The 25,523-nt window shown below is 47.0% G+C and carries 27 protein-coding genes; 9 read left to right on the top strand and 18 right to left on the bottom strand.

Annotated features, from left to right (window positions below; genetic code table 11):
* Positions 1–3: 3 nt before the first annotated feature.
* Both LIX84_RS12700 and bioH read right to left on the bottom strand, forming a co-directional pair.
* Positions 4–468: a hypothetical protein gene (locus LIX84_RS12700; protein ID WP_005379316.1), complete on the bottom strand. Its 465-nt coding sequence runs from the start codon at positions 466–468 to the stop codon at positions 4–6.
* Positions 469–592: 124 nt separating this feature from the next.
* The gene (bioH, locus tag LIX84_RS12695) at positions 593–1,360 is read right to left on the bottom strand and encodes a pimeloyl-ACP methyl ester esterase BioH (RefSeq protein ID WP_006741796.1); all 768 of its coding nucleotides are present in this window, start codon (positions 1,358–1,360) and stop codon (positions 593–595) included.
* Positions 1,361–1,444: 84 nt separating this feature from the next.
* Between bioH and LIX84_RS12690 the strand changes: the two genes are divergently transcribed.
* From LIX84_RS12690 to cysQ, 4 genes are all read left to right on the top strand, one after another.
* Positions 1,445–2,170 carry a ComF family protein gene (locus LIX84_RS12690; protein ID WP_226421448.1) on the top strand — a complete coding sequence of 242 codons (726 nt, stop codon included), beginning with the start codon at positions 1,445–1,447 and terminating at the stop codon, positions 2,168–2,170.
* A 97-nt stretch (positions 2,171–2,267) separates the two neighbouring features.
* Positions 2,268–2,852 carry a Fe-S biogenesis protein NfuA gene (gene nfuA / locus LIX84_RS12685; RefSeq protein WP_006741794.1) on the top strand — a complete coding sequence of 195 codons (585 nt, stop codon included), beginning with the start codon at positions 2,268–2,270 and terminating at the stop codon, positions 2,850–2,852.
* Positions 2,853–3,028: 176 nt separating this feature from the next.
* Positions 3,029–3,598, top strand: coding sequence for an ADP compounds hydrolase NudE (gene nudE, locus LIX84_RS12680; RefSeq protein WP_005394971.1), 570 nt, complete (start codon positions 3,029–3,031; stop codon positions 3,596–3,598).
* Between the two features lie 44 nt (positions 3,599–3,642).
* Complete coding sequence (gene cysQ, locus LIX84_RS12675; protein WP_005394972.1) at positions 3,643–4,470, top strand: 3'(2'),5'-bisphosphate nucleotidase CysQ; 828 nt, start codon at positions 3,643–3,645, stop codon at positions 4,468–4,470.
* A gap of 300 nt (positions 4,471–4,770) precedes the next feature.
* Here the strand turns inward: cysQ and LIX84_RS12670 are convergent, their stop codons facing one another.
* From LIX84_RS12670 to gspC, 12 genes are read right to left on the bottom strand one after another with little or no spacing between them, the layout of a single operon-like run.
* Positions 4,771–5,532 carry a type II secretion system protein N gene (locus tag LIX84_RS12670; RefSeq protein WP_226421447.1) on the bottom strand — a complete coding sequence of 254 codons (762 nt, stop codon included), beginning with the start codon at positions 5,530–5,532 and terminating at the stop codon, positions 4,771–4,773.
* A 1-nt stretch (position 5,533) separates the two neighbouring features.
* A complete protein-coding gene (locus tag LIX84_RS12665) occupies positions 5,534–6,025 on the bottom strand; it encodes a type II secretion system protein M (protein ID WP_012841219.1) in 492 nt (163 codons plus the stop codon).
* A 7-nt stretch (positions 6,026–6,032) separates the two neighbouring features.
* A complete protein-coding gene (gene gspL, locus LIX84_RS12660; protein WP_226421446.1) occupies positions 6,033–7,235 on the bottom strand; it encodes a type II secretion system protein GspL in 1,203 nt (400 codons plus the stop codon).
* The gene (gene gspK / locus LIX84_RS12655) at positions 7,204–8,214 is read right to left on the bottom strand and encodes a type II secretion system minor pseudopilin GspK (protein WP_139060255.1); all 1,011 of its coding nucleotides are present in this window, start codon (positions 8,212–8,214) and stop codon (positions 7,204–7,206) included. The genes gspL and gspK overlap by 32 nt, the downstream gene beginning before the upstream one ends.
* Positions 8,207–8,884, bottom strand: a complete 678-nt coding sequence (gspJ, locus tag LIX84_RS12650) for a type II secretion system minor pseudopilin GspJ (RefSeq protein ID WP_047009392.1) — start codon at positions 8,882–8,884, stop codon at positions 8,207–8,209. Before gspJ ends, gspK begins: the two co-directional genes overlap by 8 nt.
* Positions 8,871–9,260 carry a type II secretion system minor pseudopilin GspI gene (gene gspI / locus LIX84_RS12645; RefSeq protein WP_185090655.1) on the bottom strand — a complete coding sequence of 130 codons (390 nt, stop codon included), beginning with the start codon at positions 9,258–9,260 and terminating at the stop codon, positions 8,871–8,873. The genes gspJ and gspI overlap by 14 nt, the downstream gene beginning before the upstream one ends.
* Positions 9,247–9,849 carry a type II secretion system minor pseudopilin GspH gene (gene gspH / locus LIX84_RS12640; RefSeq protein ID WP_046874189.1) on the bottom strand — a complete coding sequence of 201 codons (603 nt, stop codon included), beginning with the start codon at positions 9,847–9,849 and terminating at the stop codon, positions 9,247–9,249. Before gspH ends, gspI begins: the two co-directional genes overlap by 14 nt.
* 30 nt (positions 9,850–9,879) lie before the next feature.
* Positions 9,880–10,326, bottom strand: a complete 447-nt coding sequence (gene gspG / locus LIX84_RS12635) for a type II secretion system major pseudopilin GspG (RefSeq protein ID WP_226421445.1) — start codon at positions 10,324–10,326, stop codon at positions 9,880–9,882.
* 59 nt (positions 10,327–10,385) lie between these two features.
* Complete coding sequence (gene gspF, locus LIX84_RS12630; protein ID WP_005394987.1) at positions 10,386–11,603, bottom strand: type II secretion system inner membrane protein GspF; 1,218 nt, start codon at positions 11,601–11,603, stop codon at positions 10,386–10,388.
* The gene (gspE, locus tag LIX84_RS12625; RefSeq protein ID WP_005394994.1) at positions 11,603–13,105 is read right to left on the bottom strand and encodes a type II secretion system ATPase GspE; all 1,503 of its coding nucleotides are present in this window, start codon (positions 13,103–13,105) and stop codon (positions 11,603–11,605) included. The genes gspF and gspE overlap by 1 nt, the downstream gene beginning before the upstream one ends.
* On the bottom strand, positions 13,105–15,123 hold the full coding sequence (gene gspD / locus LIX84_RS12620; protein WP_005394995.1) for a type II secretion system secretin GspD: 2,019 nt from the start codon (positions 15,121–15,123) through the stop codon (positions 13,105–13,107). Before gspD ends, gspE begins: the two co-directional genes overlap by 1 nt.
* Before the next feature lie 36 nt (positions 15,124–15,159).
* Entirely contained in the window at positions 15,160–16,083 is a 924-nt protein-coding gene (gene gspC, locus LIX84_RS12615) for a type II secretion system protein GspC (RefSeq protein WP_053808518.1), read from the bottom strand.
* Positions 16,084–16,336: 253 nt separating this feature from the next.
* On the opposite strand from gspC, the gene hslR reads away from it, so the two are divergent.
* From hslR to LIX84_RS12595, 4 genes are all read left to right on the top strand, one after another.
* A complete protein-coding gene (hslR, locus tag LIX84_RS12610) occupies positions 16,337–16,723 on the top strand; it encodes a ribosome-associated heat shock protein Hsp15 (RefSeq protein WP_226421444.1) in 387 nt (128 codons plus the stop codon).
* Between the two features lie 31 nt (positions 16,724–16,754).
* Positions 16,755–17,630, top strand: coding sequence for an Hsp33 family molecular chaperone HslO (gene hslO / locus LIX84_RS12605; protein ID WP_046874147.1), 876 nt, complete (start codon positions 16,755–16,757; stop codon positions 17,628–17,630).
* Between the two features lie 337 nt (positions 17,631–17,967).
* Positions 17,968–19,596 (top strand): phosphoenolpyruvate carboxykinase (ATP), encoded by a 1,629-nt coding sequence (gene pckA / locus LIX84_RS12600; RefSeq protein ID WP_005395000.1) that lies wholly within the window; start codon positions 17,968–17,970, stop codon positions 19,594–19,596.
* Between the two features lie 192 nt (positions 19,597–19,788).
* A complete protein-coding gene (locus LIX84_RS12595) occupies positions 19,789–21,882 on the top strand; it encodes an AsmA family protein (RefSeq protein ID WP_226421443.1) in 2,094 nt (697 codons plus the stop codon).
* A gap of 13 nt (positions 21,883–21,895) precedes the next feature.
* Here the strand turns inward: LIX84_RS12595 and LIX84_RS12590 are convergent, their stop codons facing one another.
* The 3 genes from LIX84_RS12590 to LIX84_RS12580 form a co-directional block, all read right to left on the bottom strand.
* Positions 21,896–22,813: a bifunctional GNAT family N-acetyltransferase/hotdog fold thioesterase gene (locus LIX84_RS12590; protein WP_005395003.1), complete on the bottom strand. Its 918-nt coding sequence runs from the start codon at positions 22,811–22,813 to the stop codon at positions 21,896–21,898.
* Between the two features lie 106 nt (positions 22,814–22,919).
* Positions 22,920–23,354, bottom strand: a complete 435-nt coding sequence (gene dtd, locus LIX84_RS12585; RefSeq protein WP_012841223.1) for a D-aminoacyl-tRNA deacylase — start codon at positions 23,352–23,354, stop codon at positions 22,920–22,922.
* The gene (locus tag LIX84_RS12580; protein WP_053808521.1) at positions 23,326–24,270 is read right to left on the bottom strand and encodes a virulence factor BrkB family protein; all 945 of its coding nucleotides are present in this window, start codon (positions 24,268–24,270) and stop codon (positions 23,326–23,328) included. The genes dtd and LIX84_RS12580 overlap by 29 nt, the downstream gene beginning before the upstream one ends.
* 34 nt (positions 24,271–24,304) lie before the next feature.
* On the opposite strand from LIX84_RS12580, the gene LIX84_RS12575 reads away from it, so the two are divergent.
* Positions 24,305–24,946, top strand: a complete 642-nt coding sequence (locus LIX84_RS12575; protein WP_006741783.1) for a DUF2959 domain-containing protein — start codon at positions 24,305–24,307, stop codon at positions 24,944–24,946.
* Positions 24,947–24,977: 31 nt separating this feature from the next.
* Here the strand turns inward: LIX84_RS12575 and LIX84_RS12570 are convergent, their stop codons facing one another.
* Positions 24,978–25,520 carry an AAA family ATPase gene (locus LIX84_RS12570; protein WP_114323033.1) on the bottom strand — a complete coding sequence of 181 codons (543 nt, stop codon included), beginning with the start codon at positions 25,518–25,520 and terminating at the stop codon, positions 24,978–24,980.
* Positions 25,521–25,523 lie beyond the last annotated feature (3 nt).

The raw sequence follows: 25,523 nt of genomic DNA, 5'->3' as shown, positions 1-25,523 counted from the left end.
TCGTCATAATACTGCTATCACTTCTGACGGGGTATGGGGAGCGACTGCATGACCATAATGAAACTTGATCACCTTCCTGCGCTTTTCCATTAATCCTTCATTGATCGCAGCATCCAAAATGCGCTTTGGTAAGCGAAAACGAATTGCGTAGCCCTTACCTTGGTCTTCACTGTACGACTTGAGCGCAAGCAAACTAAAAAGCCGTTCTAGTGTATCTTCCGGCTCTTCTTGATAACGCGTGTCGACTTCTGTTTCCATGTCATAATCAGGATGCTCTGAAGGATCCCAAGAAGACTGACGTCGGCGCTTGTCATCGCCTTTTACTTTTCGCTCTGCATTGGTTTTGGCCAATGCGACCGTTGGCGTCACAGGCTCTCGGACTTTATTGTCGCGAGCTGCTTGTTCCGTCTGCACATTCACGGATGGGGCGATCAGTGGCACACTTACGTTGGTCGGTGACACAATCATTGCGAACCCTCCTCAGAGTCGCCCAACTCGTCAATATGGCTTAGCTTTATTGGCTAATAAAACCTCACCAACCTTTATATCGACCACTTTTTAAACAGCTTGAGCTTTTTCCGCTTGTATTTGACTAATCGTGAGCAAACTCTCGAATTTGGGCACAAAACTCGTCATGTTCGGTCATAAAGGGCGCATGAGAGGACTGATTGAAAACAAACTGCTGAGTATGAGGTAACTGTTCACTTAAATCATTCGCCACTTTAATCGGCACCAATCCATCCAAACGACCATAAAGACGCAGCATTGGTACAGAAAGAGACGTCAATGCATCGCGCAGATCCACATCAGCAAGGATGTTTAGCCCAACCAACAGCGACTCAGGGTTTGGCTGAGGGCGCGACAGTACCGCTTGCTTGAGTTGTTTCACATCTTTGCGTGCAGATGGACTGCCCATCGCTTGCAACGCCATAAAGCGCTCAATGGTCAGTGAAAAATCTTCTAACAACTGAGAGGTGAACGCGCTCAGTACATTCGGTTGAATACCGCGCCAAGGCTTCTCTGCGGCAAATTTTGGTGAACTGGCTACGGTGATCAACTTAGTCACACGCTCGGGCATGTTTAATGCGACATGCGTCGCCACTAAGCCTCCGAGGGACCAGCCAAGCCAAATCGCTTTCTTTGGCGCACTTTGCGCGACCAAGTTAGCAATATGGTCTAAATCTTCACCATGATGCTCGGCACTGTGTCCATAGCCCGGAAGGTCAACAACATGAACACGGAAATCGGTTTGAAGTGATTCGACGGTTTGCTGCCAAACCGCGCCATTCATACCCCAACCATGTAACAACACCAGATCAGGTCCTTCACCAAACGACTGCCAATGTAATTTCGTGCTCATGCTCTCAATCTCTCCCACTTATTTTATTCCCTACGCCATCAGCCAAGCGTTAGGCTGAGTAAAATATCACCATGAATAAGCGCTATGTTATCTCATCACTGGCAAAACATCATGCATCGCGTGTTGAGCAGTCAATGCGGTCTGTGTCGGTTCCCTATTCACACACCAAGCCACACAAATACTCTGCGCTGGTGCGAGCACTGTTTAAAATACCTAACTCCGGTAAAACGATGTCAACGCTGCGGTTTATCATTACAGAAAGAAGAAATGAGTACGGATAGTATTTGTGGTGAATGTCTTTCAGAGCCACCGCCATGGCAAAGGCTATACACGTTAGGCGATTACGACTTTCCCCTTTCACGGGAAGTACAACTCTTTAAAGATCACGGAGAGTCTTGGCATGTAAAAGCATTAACCGAGCAACTGGCACAGCGCATCACCACGCCAGCTCCAATCATTACCAGTGTGCCATTGCACTGGCAGCGTTACCTGCGCCGGGGCTTTAATCAAAGTGATGTTTTAGCCCGACACCTCGCCAAGCAATTGCAGACCAATTTTGATGCGAAGGTCTTTCGCCGGGTCAGAGTCGCCCAATCACAGCGCGGCAATACCAAAGCGAGCCGTGAACAAAACTTAAAAGGCGCGTTTGTTCTCAATAAGCGACCGCCATCTTCCCACGTTGCCATCGTCGATGATGTGGTCACCACAGGCAGTACCGTCCGACAATTATGTCATTTACTACTTGAAGTTGGCGTAGAAAGCATCGATATTTACTGCATCTGCAGAACACCTGCTCCTCGTTCTCTCTAGATCGCTTCGCCATGCCTTAGCATCAAAAAGACTAGACCCATACGTCAACAAGAGTAGAATAGCAGCAGTAACCTACAAATTTACTCGGGTATTCGTCGTGTCAAATATTACTATTACAGAAACTGCGCAAACGCATTTCGCTAACCTTTTAGGTCAACAGCCTGAAGGGACTAACATTCGTATTTTCGTTGTGAACCCAGGTACACAAAACGCTGAGTGTGGCGTGTCTTACTGCCCACCAGAAGCAGTAGAAGCGACCGACACTGAAATCCCTTACAGCGGTTTTTCAGCTTACGTGGATGAGCTAAGTCTGCCATTCCTTGAAGACGCTGAAATCGATTTTGTTACCGATAAAATGGGCTCTCAGCTAACGCTAAAAGCTCCGAACGCTAAAATGCGTAAAGTTGCGGACGACGCGCCACTGGTTGAGCGCGTTGAATACGTTATCCAAACTCAAGTCAACCCACAGCTTGCTGGCCACGGTGGTCACGTAAACTTGGTTGAGATCACTGAAGACGGCATTGCTATTGTTGCATTTGGTGGCGGCTGTAATGGCTGTTCTATGGTTGACGTAACACTAAAAGAAGGCATCGAGAAAGAACTGCTAAACCAATTCATTGGTGAACTCACCGCAGTTCGTGATGCAACAGAACATGACCGTGGTGATCACTCTTACTACTAAGAGTAAATACGGTCAGAAAATGGGAGGCTTCGGTCTCCCATTTTTGTATCGATACTGAGGTAACCTTGAGATGCTTAGTTCTGCCCGTAAAATCCGCTAGAAACTCAGGCGGAGTTCTCATATATTAAGAATCTTACGCATCTCGTAAACGCCAACGACACCAAGGAGCCAGCGCCATGTCGAAACGGACCCCACCAGAGATACTCTCATGCCAAACGGTCGCAAAATCCAAACTGTTTGCCGTGGAAGCGCTCGACCTTCGTTTTTCCAATGGTGAACACCGTACTTATGAACGCATGAAGCCAAGTGGGCGCGATGCGGTGATGGTGGTTCCTGTGACTGAGCAAGGCGATTTATTACTGGTACGTGAATACGCCGCTGGGACTGAACGCTACGAGTTGGGCTTCCCGAAGGGGTTGATTGATCCAGGTGAAACCCCACACCAAGCTGCGGATCGAGAGTTAAAAGAAGAAATCGGCTTTGGCTGCAATCAGCTGACTCCGTTGAAACAAGTTATCCTCGCGCCGTCTTACTTTTCGAGCAAAATGACTCTATTTTTAGGACAGGCGCTTTATCCAGAGAAGCAAGAAGGCGATGAGCCTGAGCCTCTGGAAATTGTGCGTTGGCCACTTGCGCAAGCCGAAGAGTTATTAACTCACATGGATTTCTGTGAAGCACGAAGCATCACCGCGCTAATGTTGGCACTGAAACACTTACCAAACACCACTCACAAACATAACCAATAACGGTCATGAGAACCGAATAATACTGTGAGTAAGGACTATCACTTATGCCAATGACAAAAGATCTATCTCACCTGCTTCCTCAAGTCATCGAAATTGCCCGTAGTGCCGGGCAAATGATCCTCGAAATATATGAAAAAAAACAGTACGAGGCCTACACAAAAAGTGACGAGACTCCGGTAACGAGCGCAGATATCGCGGCTCACAAGCTCATCACAGAACGCTTGAGTGAACTCACACCCGACATTCCCGTATTGTCAGAAGAAGACGCAGACATCAGCCTCGAGCAACGAGCTCAGTGGGAACGGTATTGGTTAGTCGACCCTCTCGATGGTACTCAAGAATTCATCGCTCGCAGCGGCGACTTTGCGACTATTATTGCACTGGTCGACAACAACAAACCAACCATGGGGGTCGTTTATGGCCCTGTCTCTGGCGTGACTTATTACGCTTATAGTGGCAAAGGTGCTTGGAAAATTCCCGATATGTCGGACAGCGTAAAAATCCATACGCACAAACACGAGCAGCCAGGGCAAAGCATCGCGATTGCTATTAGCCGCCGTCAAGACATCAATCGCATCACTAGCCGCATGAGCAGTGCTTGGAATTACGATTTAATTCCGCTCGGCTCTGCGGCATTAAAAGCGTGTCTTGTTGCAGAAGGCGCTGTGGATTGCTATCTCAGACTAGGCCCAACAGGTGAGTGGGACACCGCCGCGACACAGTGCATTGTTGAAGAAGCGGGCGGTCGCATTCTCAGCACGCAATTGGAGCCGCTGTCATATAACGAGCGGGAAACGCTAGAGAACCCAAACTTTATTGTGCTTGGTGACGCGGATTTACCTTGGAATGAGATTTTACAACGCAAAGATTAAGCGCTCTATCCGTAAAGTTAGCGCCTAAGTACTAGCAATTGAAAGGCCACGAATATGTTCGTGGCCTTTTCTTTTTGACCTGTTTGTACAGCGTTAGGAACATTTGGCCTACTATGTTCCAATCGCTTAAAGTGCTGAACACAAGAAAATAAACCCCTTAGAATCATAACCTTATAATTAAATCTCATTATCACCACGATCTTTGTACAGCGAATAGAGGGTTTCGCCTACTATGATCCAAAAGCAAAAAGAGCTGCACAATCGCAGCTCTTTGAGAATTTTGGTTTTTGTCGCGATAGGTTAGAAGCGACCTTGGTAATTAAACTCGTATTGACCTTGAGGGTTCGGCTTGCCCAACCATTTCAGTTGCTCACTCATGCTGGATGGGAACTCAGCTCCTGGTTTAAACCAGGCTTTGGTTGAGTATCGCTGATTAGGCATAAGCTCTGCTGAGAACGCCGCTGAGACTTGTTTACTGCTTTGCTCACCAGTCGCTTTCAACACACTGTCCTGACAGTTTAGATCGGCAATCACAGGGCCGAGTTCAAGGCTACCAACAGGGCTTTGAATACCACTGGCATTCCATACCAAAGTGCCTTCACCATTCTTACACCAAGGCGCGGCATAAGTCGCATGACGAATATTTAACTCAAGTTGCCCATCAACGCCGACAGGCACAGGGAGACGAGCTTGCTCTACAACTTTTACTGCCGGAATCGAGGCAACTAAGTTTTTGGCATAAGGACCACCACTCAAGCTATAACCAACAAAACCGCGACCACGAACGTCCATTTCACTACCACGACCAAAGCGTACGGCAAACTCAGCTTTACCAGTTAGTAGACTCGACCATTGGAAATCCCAATTAACTTCTCCAAGGTTCTGGCGCTGCCAACGAACACTAGAAGCTTGACCTTGCCATACAGAGCCATTGGCACCCTGAATGTCTAGTCCTCTCACGGTTGGTGCTTGCTGTAACACCCAAGAAACGGGTAATCCCATTAAAAGACTGACTGAAAAAAAGACGATAAAGATAACAACGTAAAGTACTGCTCGCTTCACCTTAACCTCGCTTAAACTGAAGGCGGTTCACATCAATCATGCCCGCTTGATCCGTTCGGTCGATATCTAAAAATTCGACTTCAATACCCTGTTGCTCTTTCAAGTAACGTAACCAATCCACCAGCTGATTAAACGCGAGTGGTTTGATCCACACCTGAACACTCTCATTGCGAGGTTGTACTCGAATCAACTCAACTTTATAACGACGGGCTGAAGAAGAAACCAGTTGATTCAACGGTTGGCTAGAGTAGCTCACACCGCTGCTTTTGCGCAGTGCAGTAATGCCATCCGCTTTATCTTGTACCCAAGCCAGCAACTGTTTTTCACTTTGAATACGTGATTGAGCTAGCTCCGCACGTTGGCTCATTGGCTGTAGCAACCCCCAATAAATAATGCCGATAACGGCAATAGCGCCACACCCCATGACCAAACGCTGCTCACGCTGAGAGATGCTGCTCCACCAAGCCTGAGCTTGAGAAATTAAGTTTTTCATCATCACCTCACAAACGCTTCAAAACAAAGCTGCCAACCACAACGTTATCGCTACGGTTCAGCTGTCCTTGCTCAACATTAAACTTCTCTGCCAATTTCACACGAGCCTGCTCAAAAGGTTGGAAGTCTGAACTGCGAGCTTGAATTCGCACTTCGCCACGTTGACCATCATATTTAAAGCTGGTGATTTCCAAATCGCTGACCTGACCAAGTGTCGCGGGCAGTGCCGCCAACCAAGACAACATCGCCTGCTGACCGCCACCACCAGATAAGCGGCGCTCTTCATCATCCATTTGTCGTTTGAGATAACTAACGGTAGGAATTCGTCGTTTATTCGGGAACACCTGGCGGAAAATACGCTCACTCTCCTCACGATACGCTTGAGCTTGTGCTTCGTACTTGTGGACCACGAGCAACTGCTGCGCAACCATGACGACGATAAGCACGCCCGCAGCAATGGTGGCTTTTTGCCAGAGCTTCCAGTATTTACCCCAAGAAGATTTAGGCTTGAAGATCCCGGTCAGCAAATTGACTTTGCTTTCTGTAACCCCCTTCGCCAGTAACCCCATGGTCATTTCTTCTGGCTGCGGCTCCCATACTTCAGGTAACGCAGATTCAGGGACTGAGCTATAGCAATCGAGCTTCCAACCTTCATGATTTTGTAGATAAGAAGAGAGGTAAAGGTCTAACCAAGAAGCATCGACAACCGCACCCTCTGTCGCTGAGTGACGAATCAACCATTGATCACCAAGCATCGCGGCACTGCTATGCTCTCCCTGAACAGGTAACGCAAGCACATCTGGCAAGATGCGTTTGATGGTGATGCCTTGGCTTGAAAAACGCTGCAATACGGTCTGAATCCAAGCGCGTTCAACAGCGCACACTTGCGCTTTATCCGCTTGTTTACCTAACACGGTAAAGTGAAGGCCATCAACGTCCTGCGCGACTTCATCTTCCACAAGGTACGGTAACATCACGTCGAACTGACGTGTTGCGCCTGGCGGTATATCCACTTGCGTCAAGACCACATCATTACTCGCCAATAGCGCCACAACTTGGCGCTGACCCGCATAAGAGATCAACTCATCTAAGTGTTCCCATCCGGCGATTTCACCGCTGGCAATCACTTCCTGTTGATCTGTCGACCACACCACCCAAGGAATGGTACTTTGTTGTTCGCTACTCAGCCGAACGGTCAGAAACTCGCTCACTGATCCCTCCAAAACGACGGCGAACTACGGTCACCGTCTCTCTATTTGTACTTTGCAAAAGGCTTCGGATACGTACACGTGATTCATCCACCAACACTTGTGCATCCAATTCAAAAAAGGCGCTATCCACACCCAAATAGCCTTTGGCGTTTTTCTTTACATCTTCACTTAAGCCAGCCATTTCTGACTCTGCTAAAAATTCATCAATGCTATCCCACCCATCAAATGGGCGTTTTTCAATTAGCTGAATCGCATCACTACTGCTTAAGTTTGGTGAGAACATTGCCACCAAAATCGGAGCTTGCTCGACTTCAATCGTATTTACGTTTAAACGCCAGTCATCACTTGGTAATGCACAGACCAGCGGTTCCAATTTTTGGAAAATTTCACCACTCACCTGATAGACAGCCCGTAACTCGGAAGCATCTGCCATCCAGCCATTTGACGCTAAATACGCGGGTTTCATCGCTTCATATGTGCTGTCTTCGACCCCGGTTGTGGAGCGAACGGTGTCATCAGCATCAATGTATTCCCAGGTAGAGTCTGCAATGATTTCTGCCTGATACGACTCCACATCCGATTCTTCCAATAAACGCTGCAATACATTGACTAAATACGGTCTTGCGATTTGCTGTCCCGTCGGTTGCACACGGCTCAATACATTGAGGTTAAAGCACGCTTGTTTGTCTCTAATTCGTCCCGCCGCTTGACCATAATCTAGCGGATAGACTTGTTCTTTTATTGCCCACGGCTGACTCATATTGATCGTATCGGTGTCTTTGTAGCTTTGCTCGATACCGACTTTTGCCAACGCCTCTACCCCAAGGCTATACCAATACGCTTGCTGGTAGTTAACTTGATTGGCGCCCCGCTGAAACTGCAAAAACAAACGCTCCGACATGCTGGCGGCAACTGTCGCCATAATCGCCAGTAACATCAGCACAATAATCAAAGCGACACCGCGCTGACGATTAACCATTATTGCTGCCTCCTGAACTTCCTTCTTTCTGACTCAATGTGCCATCAGGAGTCAGATAAGTGCGGGCAATCTCTCCATAATCTTTTAGAGTAAGGATCACAGAAACCGCTTTCGGTAGCGACTTTTCATCATCCCACTCTTTTTTCCATTGTTTACCATCGTAAAAACGCATATCAAACGATTCGACCTGCGTCAGCAATGGGGTAACGATGCCTTGTTGACCCACTGGCGTGTCAGGGTAGCGCCACCATACTCGTTGTAATGTTTCTTCTTTTAAACGATAGCCAACCTTAGTGACCTCCCCTCGGGGAAACTGCTGTTGAGGGTTGTGCCATCCTAAGCGAGCAAACATTAGCCCTTTAGTGTCGGAGTCGAGCAAGTAATCTGACCAAAAAATCAGTTGACTCGCGGGCTCTTCACCATTTGTCCGCGTTTGGCGCATCGCCATTTGACGAAAGTCATTATCCATCATCACCATGGCGCGCTGAATTTCATTTAAGCGCTGAGTTCGCTCTTGTGATAGCGCATTGCTGCGCTGCACTTGCGATACCACTTGATACGCGGCGACACTTAAACTGGCAAAGATGGCAATCGAGACCAACACTTCAATAAGTGTAAAACCTTTTACCAGTTGGCGCTTACTTGCGCGTGGATTCTTATTGCGCCACATAACTTCGTACCGTCACGACTGGGCTCGCGTTTTTCTCTACCGCGACGCTCACATCAAATGCTTTCAGCAATGGCTGCGTGGTGGCAACAGGCGTGACTTTCCAGTACCAAGTGCGGCCAGCCAGCTCTTCTGTGCCGTTCTTTACTTTAAGTTCACTGGTACTCAACATCACGTTGGCCATCTGATTATCCACAACCATGGCTGCAAACATTTTTTCTTCTAAATAACTGATCGTATTAATATGCTGGCTCACCGAGCGAATGACGCTGATGGCAGCGGTGGCGAAAATAGCCAGTGCGACCAATACTTCCAGTAGTGTCATGCCTCTCGTCCGGCGATGACTCCAATGTGGGCGAGCTTGCTTAGAATTGCGCATTCTCATCCTCTTTCACTTCTTCGCCCGGCGCTAGTAACAAGATTTGTCCACTTTCTTTTCCGATGACTCGCCACCCGTCATTAAAGGCGTCACCATTTTGCGGAAAAAAAGACAGAGTAAATGGCGTAACCTCTGCACTGGAAAAGATAAACACTTGCGGTGGCTTAACTTTCTTTTCGTCGTCGTCTTCTTCAGCAAACATGTCTTCATCAAAAAGAGAGCCCGGTTTGAATAAGCGATCATCATTATCCCAAGCACCGCCACCTAGCTCGAGCAGTAGCGTAATGTCATCTTCCAACTTGGTTTTGCTCGGAATTTGCTTTAACTCCAGAGGCTGCCAACCTTCCGCGGTCAAACTCAGTAGAGCGTACGTTGATTTAGCGTCATCCACTCGAACGCCAAAGTCTTTACCGCTTAGTACGGCCTCTTCGTTAAGTAGCTGTAAACGCTGAAAAAAGCTTTGAGCATACTGTTTGGAAAGATCTTTTTGGCTGGTCGGTAATGTCGTGATCACGGCCACTGCCGTGAGGGATAGCAAAACCAGCACCAATAGAATTTCTATCAATGTAAAACCGTTGTGTTTTCGCATTTGCTTCATTAGTGCTGGCTTAGGCTCTATTTATTGGAAATCTTGCATGTTCCAGTTGCCAATATCTGCAGCTGGACCTTCTCCACCCTCTTGGCCATCTGCGCCTAGAGTGAAGATGTCAATCGTACCGTTATCGCCTGGGCTTAGGTACTGGTACTGGTTACCCCAAGGGTCATTAGGAAGACGTTTGATGTAACCGCCATCACGGTAGTTGCGAGGCTCTGGGTTAGAAGGCTTGCTAACTAATGCTTCCAGGCCTTGGTCTGTCGTTGGGTAAACGCTGTTATCCAACTTGTACATATCTAGGGCATTTTCCAGCGCTACGATGTCCGTAATCGCTTTTTGTTGGTCAGCCTTCTCTTTGTTACCCAATAGGTTTGGAACAACGAAACTTGCCAAAATACCAAGGATAACGACAACAACCATCACTTCTAAAAGTGTGAAACCGTGTTGTTGTTTACTACGTTTAAATTTCATTTTTTTCTCCGAAAGTTAGATTCAAGCCATGCCGTAAGTAGACACGTCTTAATTCGAATTTATCCGCTCATCAAGTTATTCATTTCTAGCATTGGCATCAAGGTCGCCATCACAATGAACAACACTAATCCAGCCATTAAGGCAATTAATGCAGGAGTGAATACGCCTAACGCAATATTGACTGTAGATTCAAAGTTTTGATCTTGGTTATCGGCAGCACGCGTCAACATGCTCTCCAATTCACCACTTTGCTCACCACTGGCGATCATGTGTAGCATCATTGGTGGGAACAGACGAGTTTGATCCAACGCCTTACGCAGGCTGGCACCTTCTCGAACGTTATCCGCCGCAAGCAATACTTGCTGCTTCACATAGCGATTAGACATAACATCCACCGCAACGCGCATGCCTTCTAGAATTGGAATCGCACTGGAAGTACAAATCGAAAGTGTTCGTGCGAATCGTGCGGTATTCAAACCTCGAGAGATTTTGCCTAATAGCGGTAGACTCAAGATTTTTCTATCCCAAGCTAAGCGAAAGTCTGGTTTTTGCAACGCCAGTTTGAGCCCATAGAAAAACACCACCAGCACGACGAAGATGATAAGCCCCCAATCTTGCACAAACTCACTGGCTGCCAGTAAGAACTGTGTTGACTGAGGTAACTCTTGTCCCATCTGAATGATTGGCTCAATGATTTTGGGTACCACTGTCGCTAATAAGAAAGAAACAATAACAACCGCAAACACCACTAAAACCACCGGGTAGATCATGGCTTGAAGCAGTTTGGAACGCATCTTCTGACGGTTTTCGACGTAGTCCGCCAAACGCTCTAATACCGTATCAAGATGGCCTGACTTTTCACCCGCCGCAACCATGGAGCGATAGAGTTCATCAAACACGTGTGGGTAATCAGCAAAGCTGTCGGCGAGCGGATAACCCTCGGTTACTTTCGAGCGAACCGCAGCCAGCATAGAACGAATTCTCGGCTTTTCAGCCTGCTCAGAGACCGCGCGCAAACATTCTTCCAGAGGCATACCTGATTGGACTAACGTGGACAATTGACGTGTGATTAGTGCCAGCTCAGATGTTGAGATGCCGCGCTTAAAGCTGACTGAGCCTGAAGACTTAGCCGATTTAGCTTTCGTCTCAACCACTTCAATCGGGATCATCCCTTGCTCTTTGAGTCGCTGGCGCACTTGTCGGGCGTTGTCCCCTTCTATCGTGCCTTTTTTATGCTTGCCTTTTGCATCTAGCGCTTTGTACTCAAATGCCGCCATTAGGTTTCCTTCGTCACTCGCATCACTTCTTCAAGTGACGTAATACCACGACGTACTTTGCTTAGACCATCACTGCGAATACTTGGCGTATGGGCGCGAACGGCTCTCTCAATTTCTTGCTCACCAGACTCTCGGTGAATCAATTCTTGCACTTGCTCATCGACCATAATGAGCTCGTGGATACCTGTTCGACCTCGGTAGCCTTTTTGGTTACACGCTTCGCAGCCCTTAGCACGGTGTAGCTCTAGTGGTTCATGTGCTTCCATACCAAACAGTTTCTTCTGTTCAGCATCGGCTTCATACGGTTCTTTGCAACTCGGGCAAAGCGTACGAACCAAGCGCTGTGCTAACACACCTAATAACGATGAAGAAATAAGGAATGGCTCAATGCCCATATCGCGTAGACGCGTGATCGCACCAACAGCGGTGTTGGTGTGAAGGGTCGACATTACTAAGTGACCCGTTAAGGACGCTTGCACTGCAATTTGTGCGGTTTCTAAGTCACGGATCTCACCGACCATCACCACGTCAGGGTCCTGACGCAGAATGGCACGCAAGCCACGCGCAAAAGTCATGTCGACCTTCGGGTTCACCTGAGTCTGACCGATGCCATCAATGTCAAATTCGATCGGGTCTTCAACCGTTAAGATATTGCGTTCGTTACTGTTGATCTCTTGCAAGCCAGCGTACAAAGTCGTCGACTTACCAGAACCCGTCGGGCCGGTGACCAAGATAATACCGTGAGGACGCTGAATAAGATGACGGAAATTGTCGTGCACGGAAGGCGTCATACCTAAGCTATGCAAATCGAGACGCGTCGCGTTTTTATCCAACAGACGCATAACTACTCGCTCACCATGTGACGACGGCATTGTAGAAACACGCACATCAACCGCACGACCACCAATACGCAGTGAGATACGACCATCTTGAGGTACACGCTTTTCTGCAATATCCAGCTTCGCCATGACCTTCACTCGCGACACTAACAGTGGTGCAAGCTTACGACTTGGAGTGAGCACTTCACGCAATACGCCATCGACACGGAAACGAATCGAAAGGGTTTTCTCGAAAGTTTCGATGTGAATATCCGACGCCCCTTCTTTGATCGCTTCACCCAACATCGCATTGATCAACTTAATGATTGGTGCATCGTCTTCTGACTCTAGCAAGTCTTCATCATGCGGCAGCTCTTCAGCCAATGAGAAAAAGTCGTCGCTATCGGCACCGATGTCTTCCATCAATTGACGCGCTTCAGACGAGTCACGCTGATAGGCTTCGGTCAGCTTTTTATCAAAGGCTTCTTTATCGATAGGCTGCGGTACGAAGCTTTTCTTCAGCACACGACGGACTTCGACCAGAGCCGCTGGGTTGAGCGGCTCGACATAGTAAAGAATGGGCGGACGCTCAGGATGCTCTGTCTCTAGCACCAGTTTAAAGCGATTGGCAAAACTGAATGGCAGACGACGCATACTTGGCGCTGTGTCTAACATATCAACCATTAGTTGTTTTCCATTTGATCAATAAACGCTTGGATCTCGGTTGGGTGCTGACGCTCCTGGCCAAAGGCCGGCATGACAGGGATCTTCTCGTCAGCCATCAACTTCAATCCTTGATCCGCTTTGTAGAGCTGCTCTGCGCGAATAAAGTTGTATTTGCGCTGTGTAATGCCGTCTGCGGTCATACCATCACGAATAATCGTCGGCTTGATGAACACCATCAAGTTACGCTTTTCTGTTTGCGTACTGGTTGATTTGAACAGATGACCAAGCACTGGGATGTCACCCAGTAGCGGTACTTTTGACTCACTTTCGAGTGCACGTTCATCAACCAAGCCACCAAGAACCAGCATCTGACCATCTTGGATCATAACTGAGGTATTTAGCTGACGCTTAGCAAATCGAACGTCAACCGCACCGTTTGCACCCAACACATTGGACACTTCTTGCTCAATATTTAACTGAACAGAGTCACCTTCGTTAATTTGTGGCACAACCTTAAGCTTGATGCCCACTTCTTTACGATCAACCGTTTGGAATGGATTGTCGTTGTTTGAGCCAGCCGTAGAGCCTGTGATAACAGGCACTTCTTCACCAACAATAAATGATGCTTCACCATTATCCATTACAGTGATACTTGGAGAAGATAGAATGTTTGAGTTGGAGTCAGTCGCTACCGCACTGACTAAGGCAGTCCAGTCCCCCATCACGATGCTCATCGCAGCGCCGTTAACACCGCTCAGTGCTGATGCAAGAGTAGAATAGTCACCAGATTCAGTAACATCATATGGCGTTCGTTCGCCATTCGCATTTGTGTAGTATTCAGTTCGAGTTTGATCTTTTGCTTCTTCTAGACCAACCATTACCTGACCAATCGGTGCACCAGAGTTACCGTACTGAATCACCGCACCGGTTTCCAGTGAGCCCCACTGAACACCTAAGTTAATGCCGTCACCTTCTGACATTTCAACGATCAGCGCCTCAATCAAGACTTGAGCACGACGAATATCAAGCTGAGCAATAACATCTTGTAGCGCATTCATGATATCTGGTGGAGCCGTTAATACTAAGGCGTTGGTCGCTGCGTGCGCAGCAATCACCACTTCACCACGCTGGGCACCTGACGCTTTCTGGCCGACTTGCTTTTCAGCTTGTAGGTTATCGGAAACACCTTTTAGTACATCCACCAAATCTTCAGCTTTCGCGTTCTTCAGGTAAACCACGCGGTTATTACCTTTGGTCGCCATTTCAACGTCAAGTTGACGAATCAATCGCTTCAGACGCGCACGTACTTTAGGATCGCCAGAAATCAAAATCGCGTTGGTGCGTTCATCGGCAACAATTTTAGGCTCAAGGAACTCAGGCGTGCTCTTCTGATTGGTGCTTTTATTCAGTGCTTCAACAATACGCACCATTTCAGCAGCAGAAGCATTGCGCAGTTCCACCAGCTCAATTTCTTTATCACCCGCTTGGTCAACACGCTTAATGATTTCTGCTAAGCGATTTACGACCGCCGCACGACCTGTGATTAAGATGATGTTCGCAGGATCGTAGTGAACTACGTTACCAGCACCAGCATTATCAATCAGTTGACGAAGTAGAGGAGACAACTCACGAACCGACACATTACGCACCGCAACAACTCGAGTGATAACGCTATCGCCTTGCGCGCTGCCATCACCTAATACAGGGATTGCTGACGTTTTTGAGTCTTTCGCTTTGATAACCTTAAGTACACCGTTGTCCATTTCTACGACGGCGTAGCCGTATACTTCGAGTACGTTAAGGAAAAAGCTGTAGTATTGCTCTTCGTTAAGCACGTCATAGCTGCGGACATCGATTTTACCGCGCACTGAAGGGTCAACAATGATGGTCTTTTCGAGATTACGACCCACTATGTTGATGAATTCTTGAATATCAGTGCCTTTAAAGCTGGCACTAAATTCGTTTGCTATTGCACCTGGGACGCAGAGTAAACTTCCTGCTAGTAGCCAAGCACTTTTGCTGAACCAATGTTTCACGTATGTCTCCCTGAACTTACGCCGGTTGCCTAAGTCTTACAATTGGATATAGATATCGTACTGTTGGCCGTCGCGCTCAACAGTTAAATTTAATTCTTGCGGATCGCTCATCACTTGCATCAGTTGTACTGAAGAAGACGGGTCACTTAAATCGATCCCATTAAGCTGCACCGCAATATCACCAGGTTCTAGACCCACATCATTAAACAGCGCGGCATCACGACCCGGTGACACTCGATAACCAACAATGCCTCCGTCTCTTTTGACGGGTGAAATGGTGATGTATTTGAAAACGCTTTGTGGATCTTTCGCAATTTCCTCTCGGATTTGCTCTAATTTTTCTCCAACGTCAGACGCTGCTTCTGCTCGTTGAGATTGGGCTCTGGCTATCTGCGGCGATTCAGATAGCTTCTTATATTCTATACCCTGCATCATTAAGGTCTCGTCTCGACCTTGGTTATCAATGATGACGCGATCCACTAATACGGCTTTTAGTGTCGCACGCGTACCTTCAATTTCTTCACCTAAACCATACGTTGCTTGCTTGCCACGGTTGGCAATGACAGCAAGGCTGGTATTCGCATCACTGCTTGCAACCGCGCCAACCAGTGTAAGGTTAAGGCGCGTCTTAGGAGCGTCTTTAACAACAGGTTGTTCTACAACTACAGGCTTTTGTTCAGTGAATTTACCGAATAGGTTGGCATTCTGAAGGGCATTAAAATCTATCGCGTCGCCTTTATTGCTCGCAACAACGCTGCTCGTCGATGGACGCCATTGCGGCACTTCCGACGATTGAGGTATGGCTAACCATACAATTTTGCCAAGTATCCATCCGGTTATCGCAATAAACAGACAGGTGAGCAACAAGCTAAGTTTGGCTTGAATTGTATAATTATTGGACTTGATCTGAGCCAGTAGCGGTCTGCTTGATAATCCTGCACTTAGCTCTAAACGTTTCACTGAATGGATTCCTTTATTCTAACGTTCGTCATTTAAGCTATAACAATAGCTATCGACTTTAAATTGCTAAATTTGCAATAAAATTATTACTCAACAAAGAGCAGTGAACTATATCACAAGTTGTCTTTCATACCTTTTTCTTATGCAGTTTTTGCCAACTCCCTTGAAAAAAATACGCCTTGACTCCATCTGTAGGTGAATAATCCATCACTCATTGCCATATTCGGGCAGTGATTAGATAGCGTAGTGTTCTATGAGTTCCCTAAATGAAGCCGTTAGGCTAGATAAATGGCTATGGGCCGCAAGATTTTATAAAACCCGCTCTGTCGCTCGTAACATGGTCGATGGTGGTAAAGTCCACTATAATGGCCAACGAAGCAAACCGAGTAAAATCGTTGAAGTGGGCGCCGAAGTAAGACTTCGTCAAGGCAACGAAGAAAAAACGGTGATCATCGAAAAAATTTCTGATCAACGCCGAGGCGCTCCCATCGCACAGACCTTGTATCGCGAAACTAATGAAAGTATAGCGAAACGTGAGGAACACGCGACTCAACGTAAGCTTAATGCCCACAACCCAAGTCCAGAACGCCGCCCAGATAAAAAGCAGCGCAGAGACATCATTAAGTTCAAACACCAATAAAAGCCGGAATTACCAACGAGGAAAGCACTCCATGGCAAATAATGTTTTAAACCGCTACCTATTCGAAGATCTTTCAGTACGTGGCGAGTTGGTACAATTGGATGAAGCGTACCAACGTGTTATCTCCAGCAAGGAATATCCGGCAGCAATAGAGAAACTGCTGGGTGAGCTACTCGTTTCAACCACTCTTTTAACTGCCACTCTTAAGTTCGAAGGCTCAATCACCATTCAGCTACAAGGCGACGGCCCTGTATCTCTTGCCGTTATCAACGGTGACCACAAGCAACGCGTTCGTGGCGTGGCTCGCTGGGAAGGCGATATTGCCGATGATGCAAGCCTCCACGATCTCATGGGCAAAGGTTACCTCGTTATCACTATCGAACCGAAAAACGGTGAGCGTTACCAAGGTGTCGTTGGATTAGAAGGTGATACTCTAGCCGACGTACTAGAAGGCTACTTCGCAAACTCAGAGCAGCTAAAAACGCGCCTATGGATCCGCACGGGCGAGCACGAAGGTAAAGCCCACGCAGCAGGCATGTTGATTCAAGTAATCCCTGATGGCACTGGTTCACCAGATGATTTCGAGCATCTAGAGCAACTGACTGACACGGTAAAAGATGAAGAGCTATTTGGTTTAGAAGCTAACGAACTACTATACCGCCTATATAACCAAGACAAAGTGCGCCTTTACGAACCGCAACCTGTCGAATTCCATTGTGGCTGTTCTCGTGATCGTAGTGGTGCCGCTATCATCACCGTTGAGAAAGCTGAAATTTATGACATTTTGGCTGAAGTAGGATCCGTTTCTTTACATTGTGATTACTGTGGCACGACCTATACGTTCGACGAAGCGGAAGTCACCGAGCTGTATGCACAAGCTTCTGCGGACAAGAAAACCCTGCATTAATTTACATAGCTTATCAAGCACGTAATTTACCCTACAAAATGCCAGCTTAATGCTGGCATTTTTGTGATCAACCCCTCGTAATACCTCGCTTCAAGCGTAATAAAACAACTGCTTAATTTTAAACAATTAATAATGATTTTGCCCTAGCGCAAAGGATTGCGTGCACGATAAACTATTCCCACCAATATGTGACGGGTTACCTAAAACCTTATTGAAATCATGGATAAATTTTGAGCTATCTCCCTGTTTTCTCCCCACCCCGTTGCTAGCATGGTGAGCAGATTAAAATTAAAACATTCTTACAAAATCCCTACAAAAATCCTTATAAGGAGCACCTATGACCGTTATGGAACATACTAAGGCTGCAACACTTGATCTAACCAAGCACGGACTGCATAACGTTAAAGAGGTTATTCGCAACCCTAGCTACGAAATGTTGTTTGAGGAAGAAACGCGTGAAGACCTAACTGGTTATGAGCGTGGCGTGGTTACTGAACTAGGTGCGGTTGCCGTTGACACTGGCATCTTTACTGGTCGCTCACCAAAAGATAAATACATCGTCAAAGACGCTACGACAGAAGAGCATATGTGGTGGACGTCTGATCAAGTAAAAAATGACAACAAACCAATCACTCCAGAAGTGTGGGACGAGCTGAAAGAACTGGTCACAAACCAGCTTTCTAACAAACGCTTGTTTGTTGTTGACGGTTACTGTGGTGCAAACCCAGATACGCGTTTGAGCATTCGTGTTATCACGGAAGTCGCATGGCAAGCGCACTTCGTTAAAAACATGTTTATCCGCCCAACGGAAGAAGAATTGGCAACATTTGAACCAGACTTCGTGGTAATGAATGGCGCAAAATGCACTAACCCAAAATGGGAAGAGCAAGGTCTGAACTCAGAAAACTTCACCGTATTTAACCTAACCGAGCGCATGCAACTTATCGGTGGTACTTGGTACGGCGGTGAGATGAAGAAAGGCATGTTCGCAATGATGAACTACTTCCTTCCATTAAAAGACATCGCATCAATGCACTGTAGCGCTAACATGGGCAAAGACGGCGACGTAGCGGTATTCTTTGGTCTCTCTGGTACCGGTAAAACCACACTATCAACTGACCCTAAACGTGCGCTAATTGGTGATGATGAGCACGGTTGGGATGATGACGGCGTCTTCAACTTCGAAGGTGGTTGTTACGCGAAAACCATCAAGCTATCGAAAGAAGCGGAGCCAGACATCTACAACGCAATTCGCCGTGATGCACTGCTAGAAAACGTAACGGTACGTAGCGATGGTTCTATCGACTTTGATGATGGTTCGAAAACAGAAAACACTCGTGTTTCTTACCCTATCTACCATATCGACAACATCGTTAAGCCAGTATCAAAAGGCGGTCACGCGAATAAAGTGATCTTCCTATCAGCGGACGCATTTGGTGTGCTACCTCCAGTGTCTAAATTGACACCTGAGCAAACTAAGTACCACTTCCTATCTGGCTTTACTGCAAAATTGGCAGGAACAGAGCGTGGTATTACTGAGCCAACACCAACCTTCTCTGCATGTTTTGGCGCAGCGTTCCTAACGCTTCACCCAACTAAATACGCAGAAGTACTGGTTAAACGTATGGAAGCAGCAGGCGCTGAGGCTTACCTAGTGAACACAGGTTGGAACGGCACTGGCAAACGTATCTCGATTCAAGATACGCGCGGCATCATTGATGCGATTCTTGATGGTTCGATTGAAGATGCACCAACTAAGCACATTCCTATCTTCAACCTTGAAGTACCAACTTCACTACCAGGTGTGGATCCAAGCATTCTAGACCCTCGTGACACGTACGTTGATCCACTTCAGTGGGAAAGCAAAGCGAAAGACTTGGCTGAACGCTTTATCAATAACTTTGATAAATACACGGACAATGCGGAAGGTAAATCTCTGGTTGCCGCTGGCCCTCAGATTGATTAAGTCGAGTAACAACGACGTCGCGTAAACCACAGTGATAAGTGGGCAGCCACTTATCACTTTTACGTAGACCAAGTTACAAAAAACCGCTTCAAGCCCCTCTTTTGAGGGGCTTTTTATTGAATACCGCAGAATATTGATACAAGCTAAAGCCTATCTAGTTTTATTTAATAGCAAACGTAGGTTCTAGCAGGGATGAAAACAGCGCGTCGAGTTCTAATTCTGTTACTGGTTATCTTAGTTGCCATTCCGGCCACTACGATTGCGCTGTTAACAACATCTTACGCCGATGCAACTTGGCGTCTGCTATCAAACAGCATTTCCTTGCCCTTTCAAGCAGAAAGCGTGCGTTACGATTTTCCCTACCACCTAACTTTACAGGGTGTGAACACAAACGTAGACGACGCTTCTTATATCGAGCAAGTCGATTTATGGATGAATCCCGATGTTTATCGCGATGGTAAATGGATCGTTGATAGCTTATTGATTGATGGACTTAATTTGCAGTATGGCGCGCCAAAGCTCCCGCCTTTAGATAACGTTTTGTTCCATCAAATCGCGCTCAAAAATATTGATTACGCCGACGAGCAGTTTTCTGGTAATGGTATTGACCTTCAAATTCAATCACCACTGTGGAATGGCCAGTTAATACCATATGGCGAGGTTCAACTTGCAGCCGACCAGATCTATTGGAATGGCGAAGCCTTTAATCAGGTCTTGGTCGACATGGACTACAAACCGCAAGACAGTACGCTCTATGGCACCTCATTTAACTGGCGTAACAGTCAAATTTCAGGGCAAGGCGAGCAGTATCCACAAGGCTGGTCTTTAGTGAATGTGACCATCAATAAGTTGCAACTCAATCATATCCAGCTCCAATCACTGCTTGCTAAACCTTGGCAAGCAATGCCATTCAAGATTAATCACATTAATAGCTTAGACTTACTGAACGCCGATATTGAATGGGGCGATTGGCACTGGCAAAACTTAGAGCTCTCCGTAGAAAACGCCACACTGCCACTATCTCTCTGGGAGACAACGGCTCAAGTTTCATTGCAGGCGGATAGCGTCCAATTCCAACAGCAAACCGCAATAGAGCCGCGTTTAAGTGCTGCTATAGAGCCTGGAAAAATCCAGCTCAACGATCTCAGCTTAGATTGGCAGCAAGGTCGTGTGCAGGTCTCTGGGGTGTTCACTCCAACGCAATGGCAACTCGAAGAAGCCTCCATTCAAGGCCTCAAGTGGGCAATACAACCTGAAGATAACCAAAACTGGTGGCACGCCGCCATCAGTAAGTTAGATCATGTCACAATCCAACGACTCGACATCGAGCGCAGCCAGATCATTCAGCTATCTCACGAACCTTATTGGCAGTTCTCCGGTTTAAACATCGAAGGGCAGCAGCTTGATCTTAAACAGGTCAATCAACGTTGGGGCCTTTGGCATGGCGATCTGGACGCTAGCGTTGTAAACGCCAGTTATAACCAAGTGCTCACGTCTCATGCTGCACTTGCCATGCAAAGTGAGAATGGCTTTTGGCAACTGACACGCCTTTTTGCACCACTCGAGCAAGGCTACGTAGAAGGCATCGGACAGATAAACCTAAGTACTCCGAGCCAGCCTTGGGCACTCAACCTCAATGCCGATGGCATTCCCTTATCACTCTTCCACGATTATTTACCCAACACACTGGCCATTGATGGTTTTTCCGATCTCAGCCTCGATTTACAAGGATTATCAGGTGATCGCAACATGCTGGCCTACAGCTTATCTGGTGAAGTGGAAGCCAACCTACGAGATACCCGTTTTAAATCCCAAGCGAATCATTCGCTCAAAGCCATTACCTTAAGTCCGCTGCGTTTAAGCGCGCAACGAGGGAAAGTCGCCATAGAACCAGTCACCATTTCTGGGAAAGCTATGAGTGGTAGGGTTTGGGGCGAGTTTGATATGGCCAACAACCCGCTAAATGGCATTGTTTATCAATTGAAAGAGTCGTGCGGGAGCGTTGAAGGCGATCTACTCAGTGGCGAAATCCATCATAATGAATGTTTAAAAGCACCAGCACCAAAAGCACCGGCTGATGTTGAAAGCACTCCACAAACAAGTGAATCAGCCATGGAGCTGCCAACTGCGATTGATAACATCAATGTGGAGATTCAAGAGGAAGAATTTTCCGAAGAAATTGTCGAAGAAGACGAAGCATCTGTCACTGATCCCACCACAGAGGAACAAATCCTCCCACCGACAGAGCAAGAAAGCGAAAAGAATAAGCGCCCTACAGATCAGTAAGGCGCCCTCTCAATTAACAGCTGAGTAATTGCGAATAGTTCGGTATCAGCATATAGGTACCAACAAAATCTACGGCTGGCGTGTCGCCACTATAAATCACCACGTGAATGACGATGCGTGCTTTACGCCCTGACTCCAATCGATCTAGGTCACCACTGATCCCATCTAACGAAGTACTTGCCACGGGGTTTTGTTCGACTGGTTGACGATAACGAATCGAGCTGTCGGCCAACACAATATCACCATGCAAACCGCGCTCTTTAAGCAGCAGCCACGTCATACCCCACCCCGTCAAGGTAGCTAAAGTAAAAGCCGACCCCGCAAACATGGTGTTATGCGGATTAAGGTTTGGATTAAGTTGCGCGCAGCATTCAAACTGGTAACCCGTGTACTGGTTAATTTTTATCCCCATTTTGTCACTAATTGGGATCTGTTGCTCCCAGCGCTGCTGAAGTTCAGTGCACCATTCTGGGCGACGCAACACATTCGCCATCGGATCCAATGGTTTCACCATTTGTTGGTGACGCACAGGACCGCGCTCATCGGTTAGTTCACCGCGACGCTCAAAGCCATTTTTCTCGTAAAATGCGATAGCATCTTCACGGGCATTACACACCAAGCGCTTCGCCCCTTCTTGGCGCGCTAACGACTCTAGTGCAACCAAAACCAGCGAACCCATCCCCTTACTGCGGCGATTATTTTTAACCGCCATATAGCGGATTTGGCCATCATTATCCGGCGTAATGTATAAACGACCGATCGCCATAGGACGACCTCGGCCATCAACAATCATACGGTGATGGCTCATTTCATCGTATTCATCGCGTTCAGAGCCAATTGGCATACGCCATGGCTCACGAAGCAGTTGCCAGCGAAACTGATAATACTTGTTTATCTGATTATCGGTTTTGGGAGTAATGAGTTTGAACATATCAATCCTTTGAAAGCACAACACTAATAAATGTCGGAAAAATCACTCCAAGCCAATTCCATGAGCTTGGAGTTAAAGCTTAGACTATGGTACCGGTGTTACCAGACTAGACCTGCAACCAAAACGTCACCGGACCGTCATTCACTAAGGACACTTTCATATCGGCAGCGAAGCGGCCACGCTGTGTGGGTAAAACTTGTTCACACAAATCAGAAAAGTAATCATACAAGCGCTCAGCATCAGCAGGATGCGCACCGCGAGAAAAGCCAGCACGAGTGCCTTTTTTTGTATCCGCAGGTAACGTAAATTGAGAAACCACCAGCACTTTGCCTTCTACCTGTTTGACGTTCAGGTTCATCTTACCTTCATCATCTTCGAACACGCGGTAGGTCGTAACACGCTCCATCAAGCGTTTTGCTTTGGCCTCATCGTCGTCTTTCTCTACTCCTAATAAGACCAGCAGACCACGATCAATTTCCCCTACGACTTCACCATCCACACGGACGGCAGCTTCACTGACTCGTTGAATTAGCGCTATCACTACTCTCGCTTCCTTCATCTGTTAACTGAGATTCAGCGGTCGAGTGTATCATGTCTAAATCTTCACTCCAGTGCTCTCGCTCACCAAGCGCTGCTGTGACTTCCGCACCCAATAACACGATCATCCAGCATAAATACACCCAAACAAACAAGATAGGAATCGCGGCTAACGCGCCGTAAATGAGCTGATAAGACGGGAACTGCGTGATGTAGAGTGCAAAGCCCTTTTTACTTAATTCGAACAGTATCGCAGCGACTGCTGCTCCCATCGCGCCATGAGCCAAGTGCACTTTTTTATTCGGCACCAGAATATATAAGCCAAGGAAAGCGAAAAAAGACAACAACAGCGGTAACCAACGTAAAAACAGATTGAACGCACCAGATAATGTCTCGTTCTCTAAAATTTGCAGTGAGGTCACGTAGGACGTCGCCGCGATGCTCGCACCGACCATGATCGGCCCTAACGTGAGTACCATCCAATACATAGAGAATGAAAAGACTAAACGGCGCTTGTCTTTAACTCGCCAAATGTAGTTTAAGTTCTTATCAATGTTCGAAATCAGCATGACTGCGGCGATGAATAGAAACCCACCGCCAACCGCGCTCATTTTGCCCGTATTCGCCACAAATTCCTGTAATGCCGTATGTACAGCTTCTCCAGAAGCTGGCACAAAATTCTCAATAATGTAGCCTTGCAGCACCTCACCAACGTTCGCAAAAACGGGAAATTTCGACAATATTGATAACAATACCGTCAGCATTGGCACGATGGATAACAAGGTAATGTAGGCAAGATAGCCCGCGTTCACATTGACGCGATCATGTGTTAATCGCTTAAGAAGATACTTAAAAAACGCGACGCAATTTGGCAGTAGATTGATTAATCTTGCCTTGTAACTCTCTGATAACTGGTTCATAGTTCATCCCATAATTAGCGTCGAGGACATAAGAATGCCTTATTTATTAGCAATTGTACTATCAATTTTCACTTTAACAGGGTGTCAATCTGCTTATTACTCAGCGATGGAGCAAGTTGGGTACCATAAACGAGATATTATGGTCGACCGCGTTGAAGATGCCAAAGAATCTCAACAAGATGCACAAGAAGAATTCACCAGTGCACTCGAAGCCTTATCTGCGATCACTAATTTTGATGGTGGTGAGCTAGAAAGTGTCTACAACAAAATCAATGACAAGTACGAAGACAGCGAAAAAGCGGCGCAAGACGTTCGTGACCGCATTGCTGCGATTGAAGACGTTTCCGGCGCACTGTTTAATGAATGGCAAGACGAACTAGAGCTGTACTCGAGCGCGAAATTGCGCCGTTCAAGCGAACAAAAGCTACGTGAAACCAAAGCTTCGTACAAAACCATGCTTAGCGCAATGAAGCGTGCAGAGAAAAAGATGACACCGGTACTAAATACACTGCGCGACAACACGTTGTACTTGAAACACAACCTTAACGCGAGTGCGATTGGCTCTCTACAAGGTGAATTTTCTAGTCTAGAGAAAGACATTCAGTTTGCCATCAAACAGATGAACGAAGCGATTGCAGAGTCTGATAAATTCCTACAAAAGCTCAATCAAAAGTAAATGATTCAAACCTCCTCCTAGCGAGGAGGTTTTAGTCTGCGACCTCATCAAATAAACCGATGACTCTTCGAACAAAGCCTACTCGTTCTAGCACACTGCCCCATGGCACTTCTACCACTTCGTAACCTAATTCAGCATAGATATCCACTAAGGATTGATGAATCTCCAATGCTTCTTCAAAGCTGTGTGGACGAACTTCATCTTGCACGTAAATGGATGCTTCAGGTCGACAAGTAAACACCTGGCTATGGTACCCAGCACTTTCGGTTAAGAAAGCTTGGTCAACCTTACAACCGCCCACTTGTAAGTAAGCAATGATGTCTGGGATCGCGCGATCAACAAACGCAACGTCATGACAACGCGCATCACTCTTTTGCTTGCTCATCAAGTCGAGACACAATTGAGCAAACTCAGGCAGGTTCGTCCACGGCAAGATACCGTCGTCTAACTGGCTTTGCTGTTCAATCAGCGTACGAGAGCTCTCTGCAAACGTCGCATACCCTTGCCGCTCTAATGCATTCAGTAGGGTGGTTTTCCCCGCACCAGGGCCACCAGTAATCACGATTGGCTTCATGCT

Source organism: Vibrio sp. E14, from assembly GCF_020515785.1.
GTDB classification, from domain to species: domain Bacteria; phylum Pseudomonadota; class Gammaproteobacteria; order Enterobacterales; family Vibrionaceae; genus Vibrio; species Vibrio diabolicus.
Note: the sequence above shows the minus strand (reverse complement) of the source record. Positions and strands in the feature narration are given on the sequence as shown.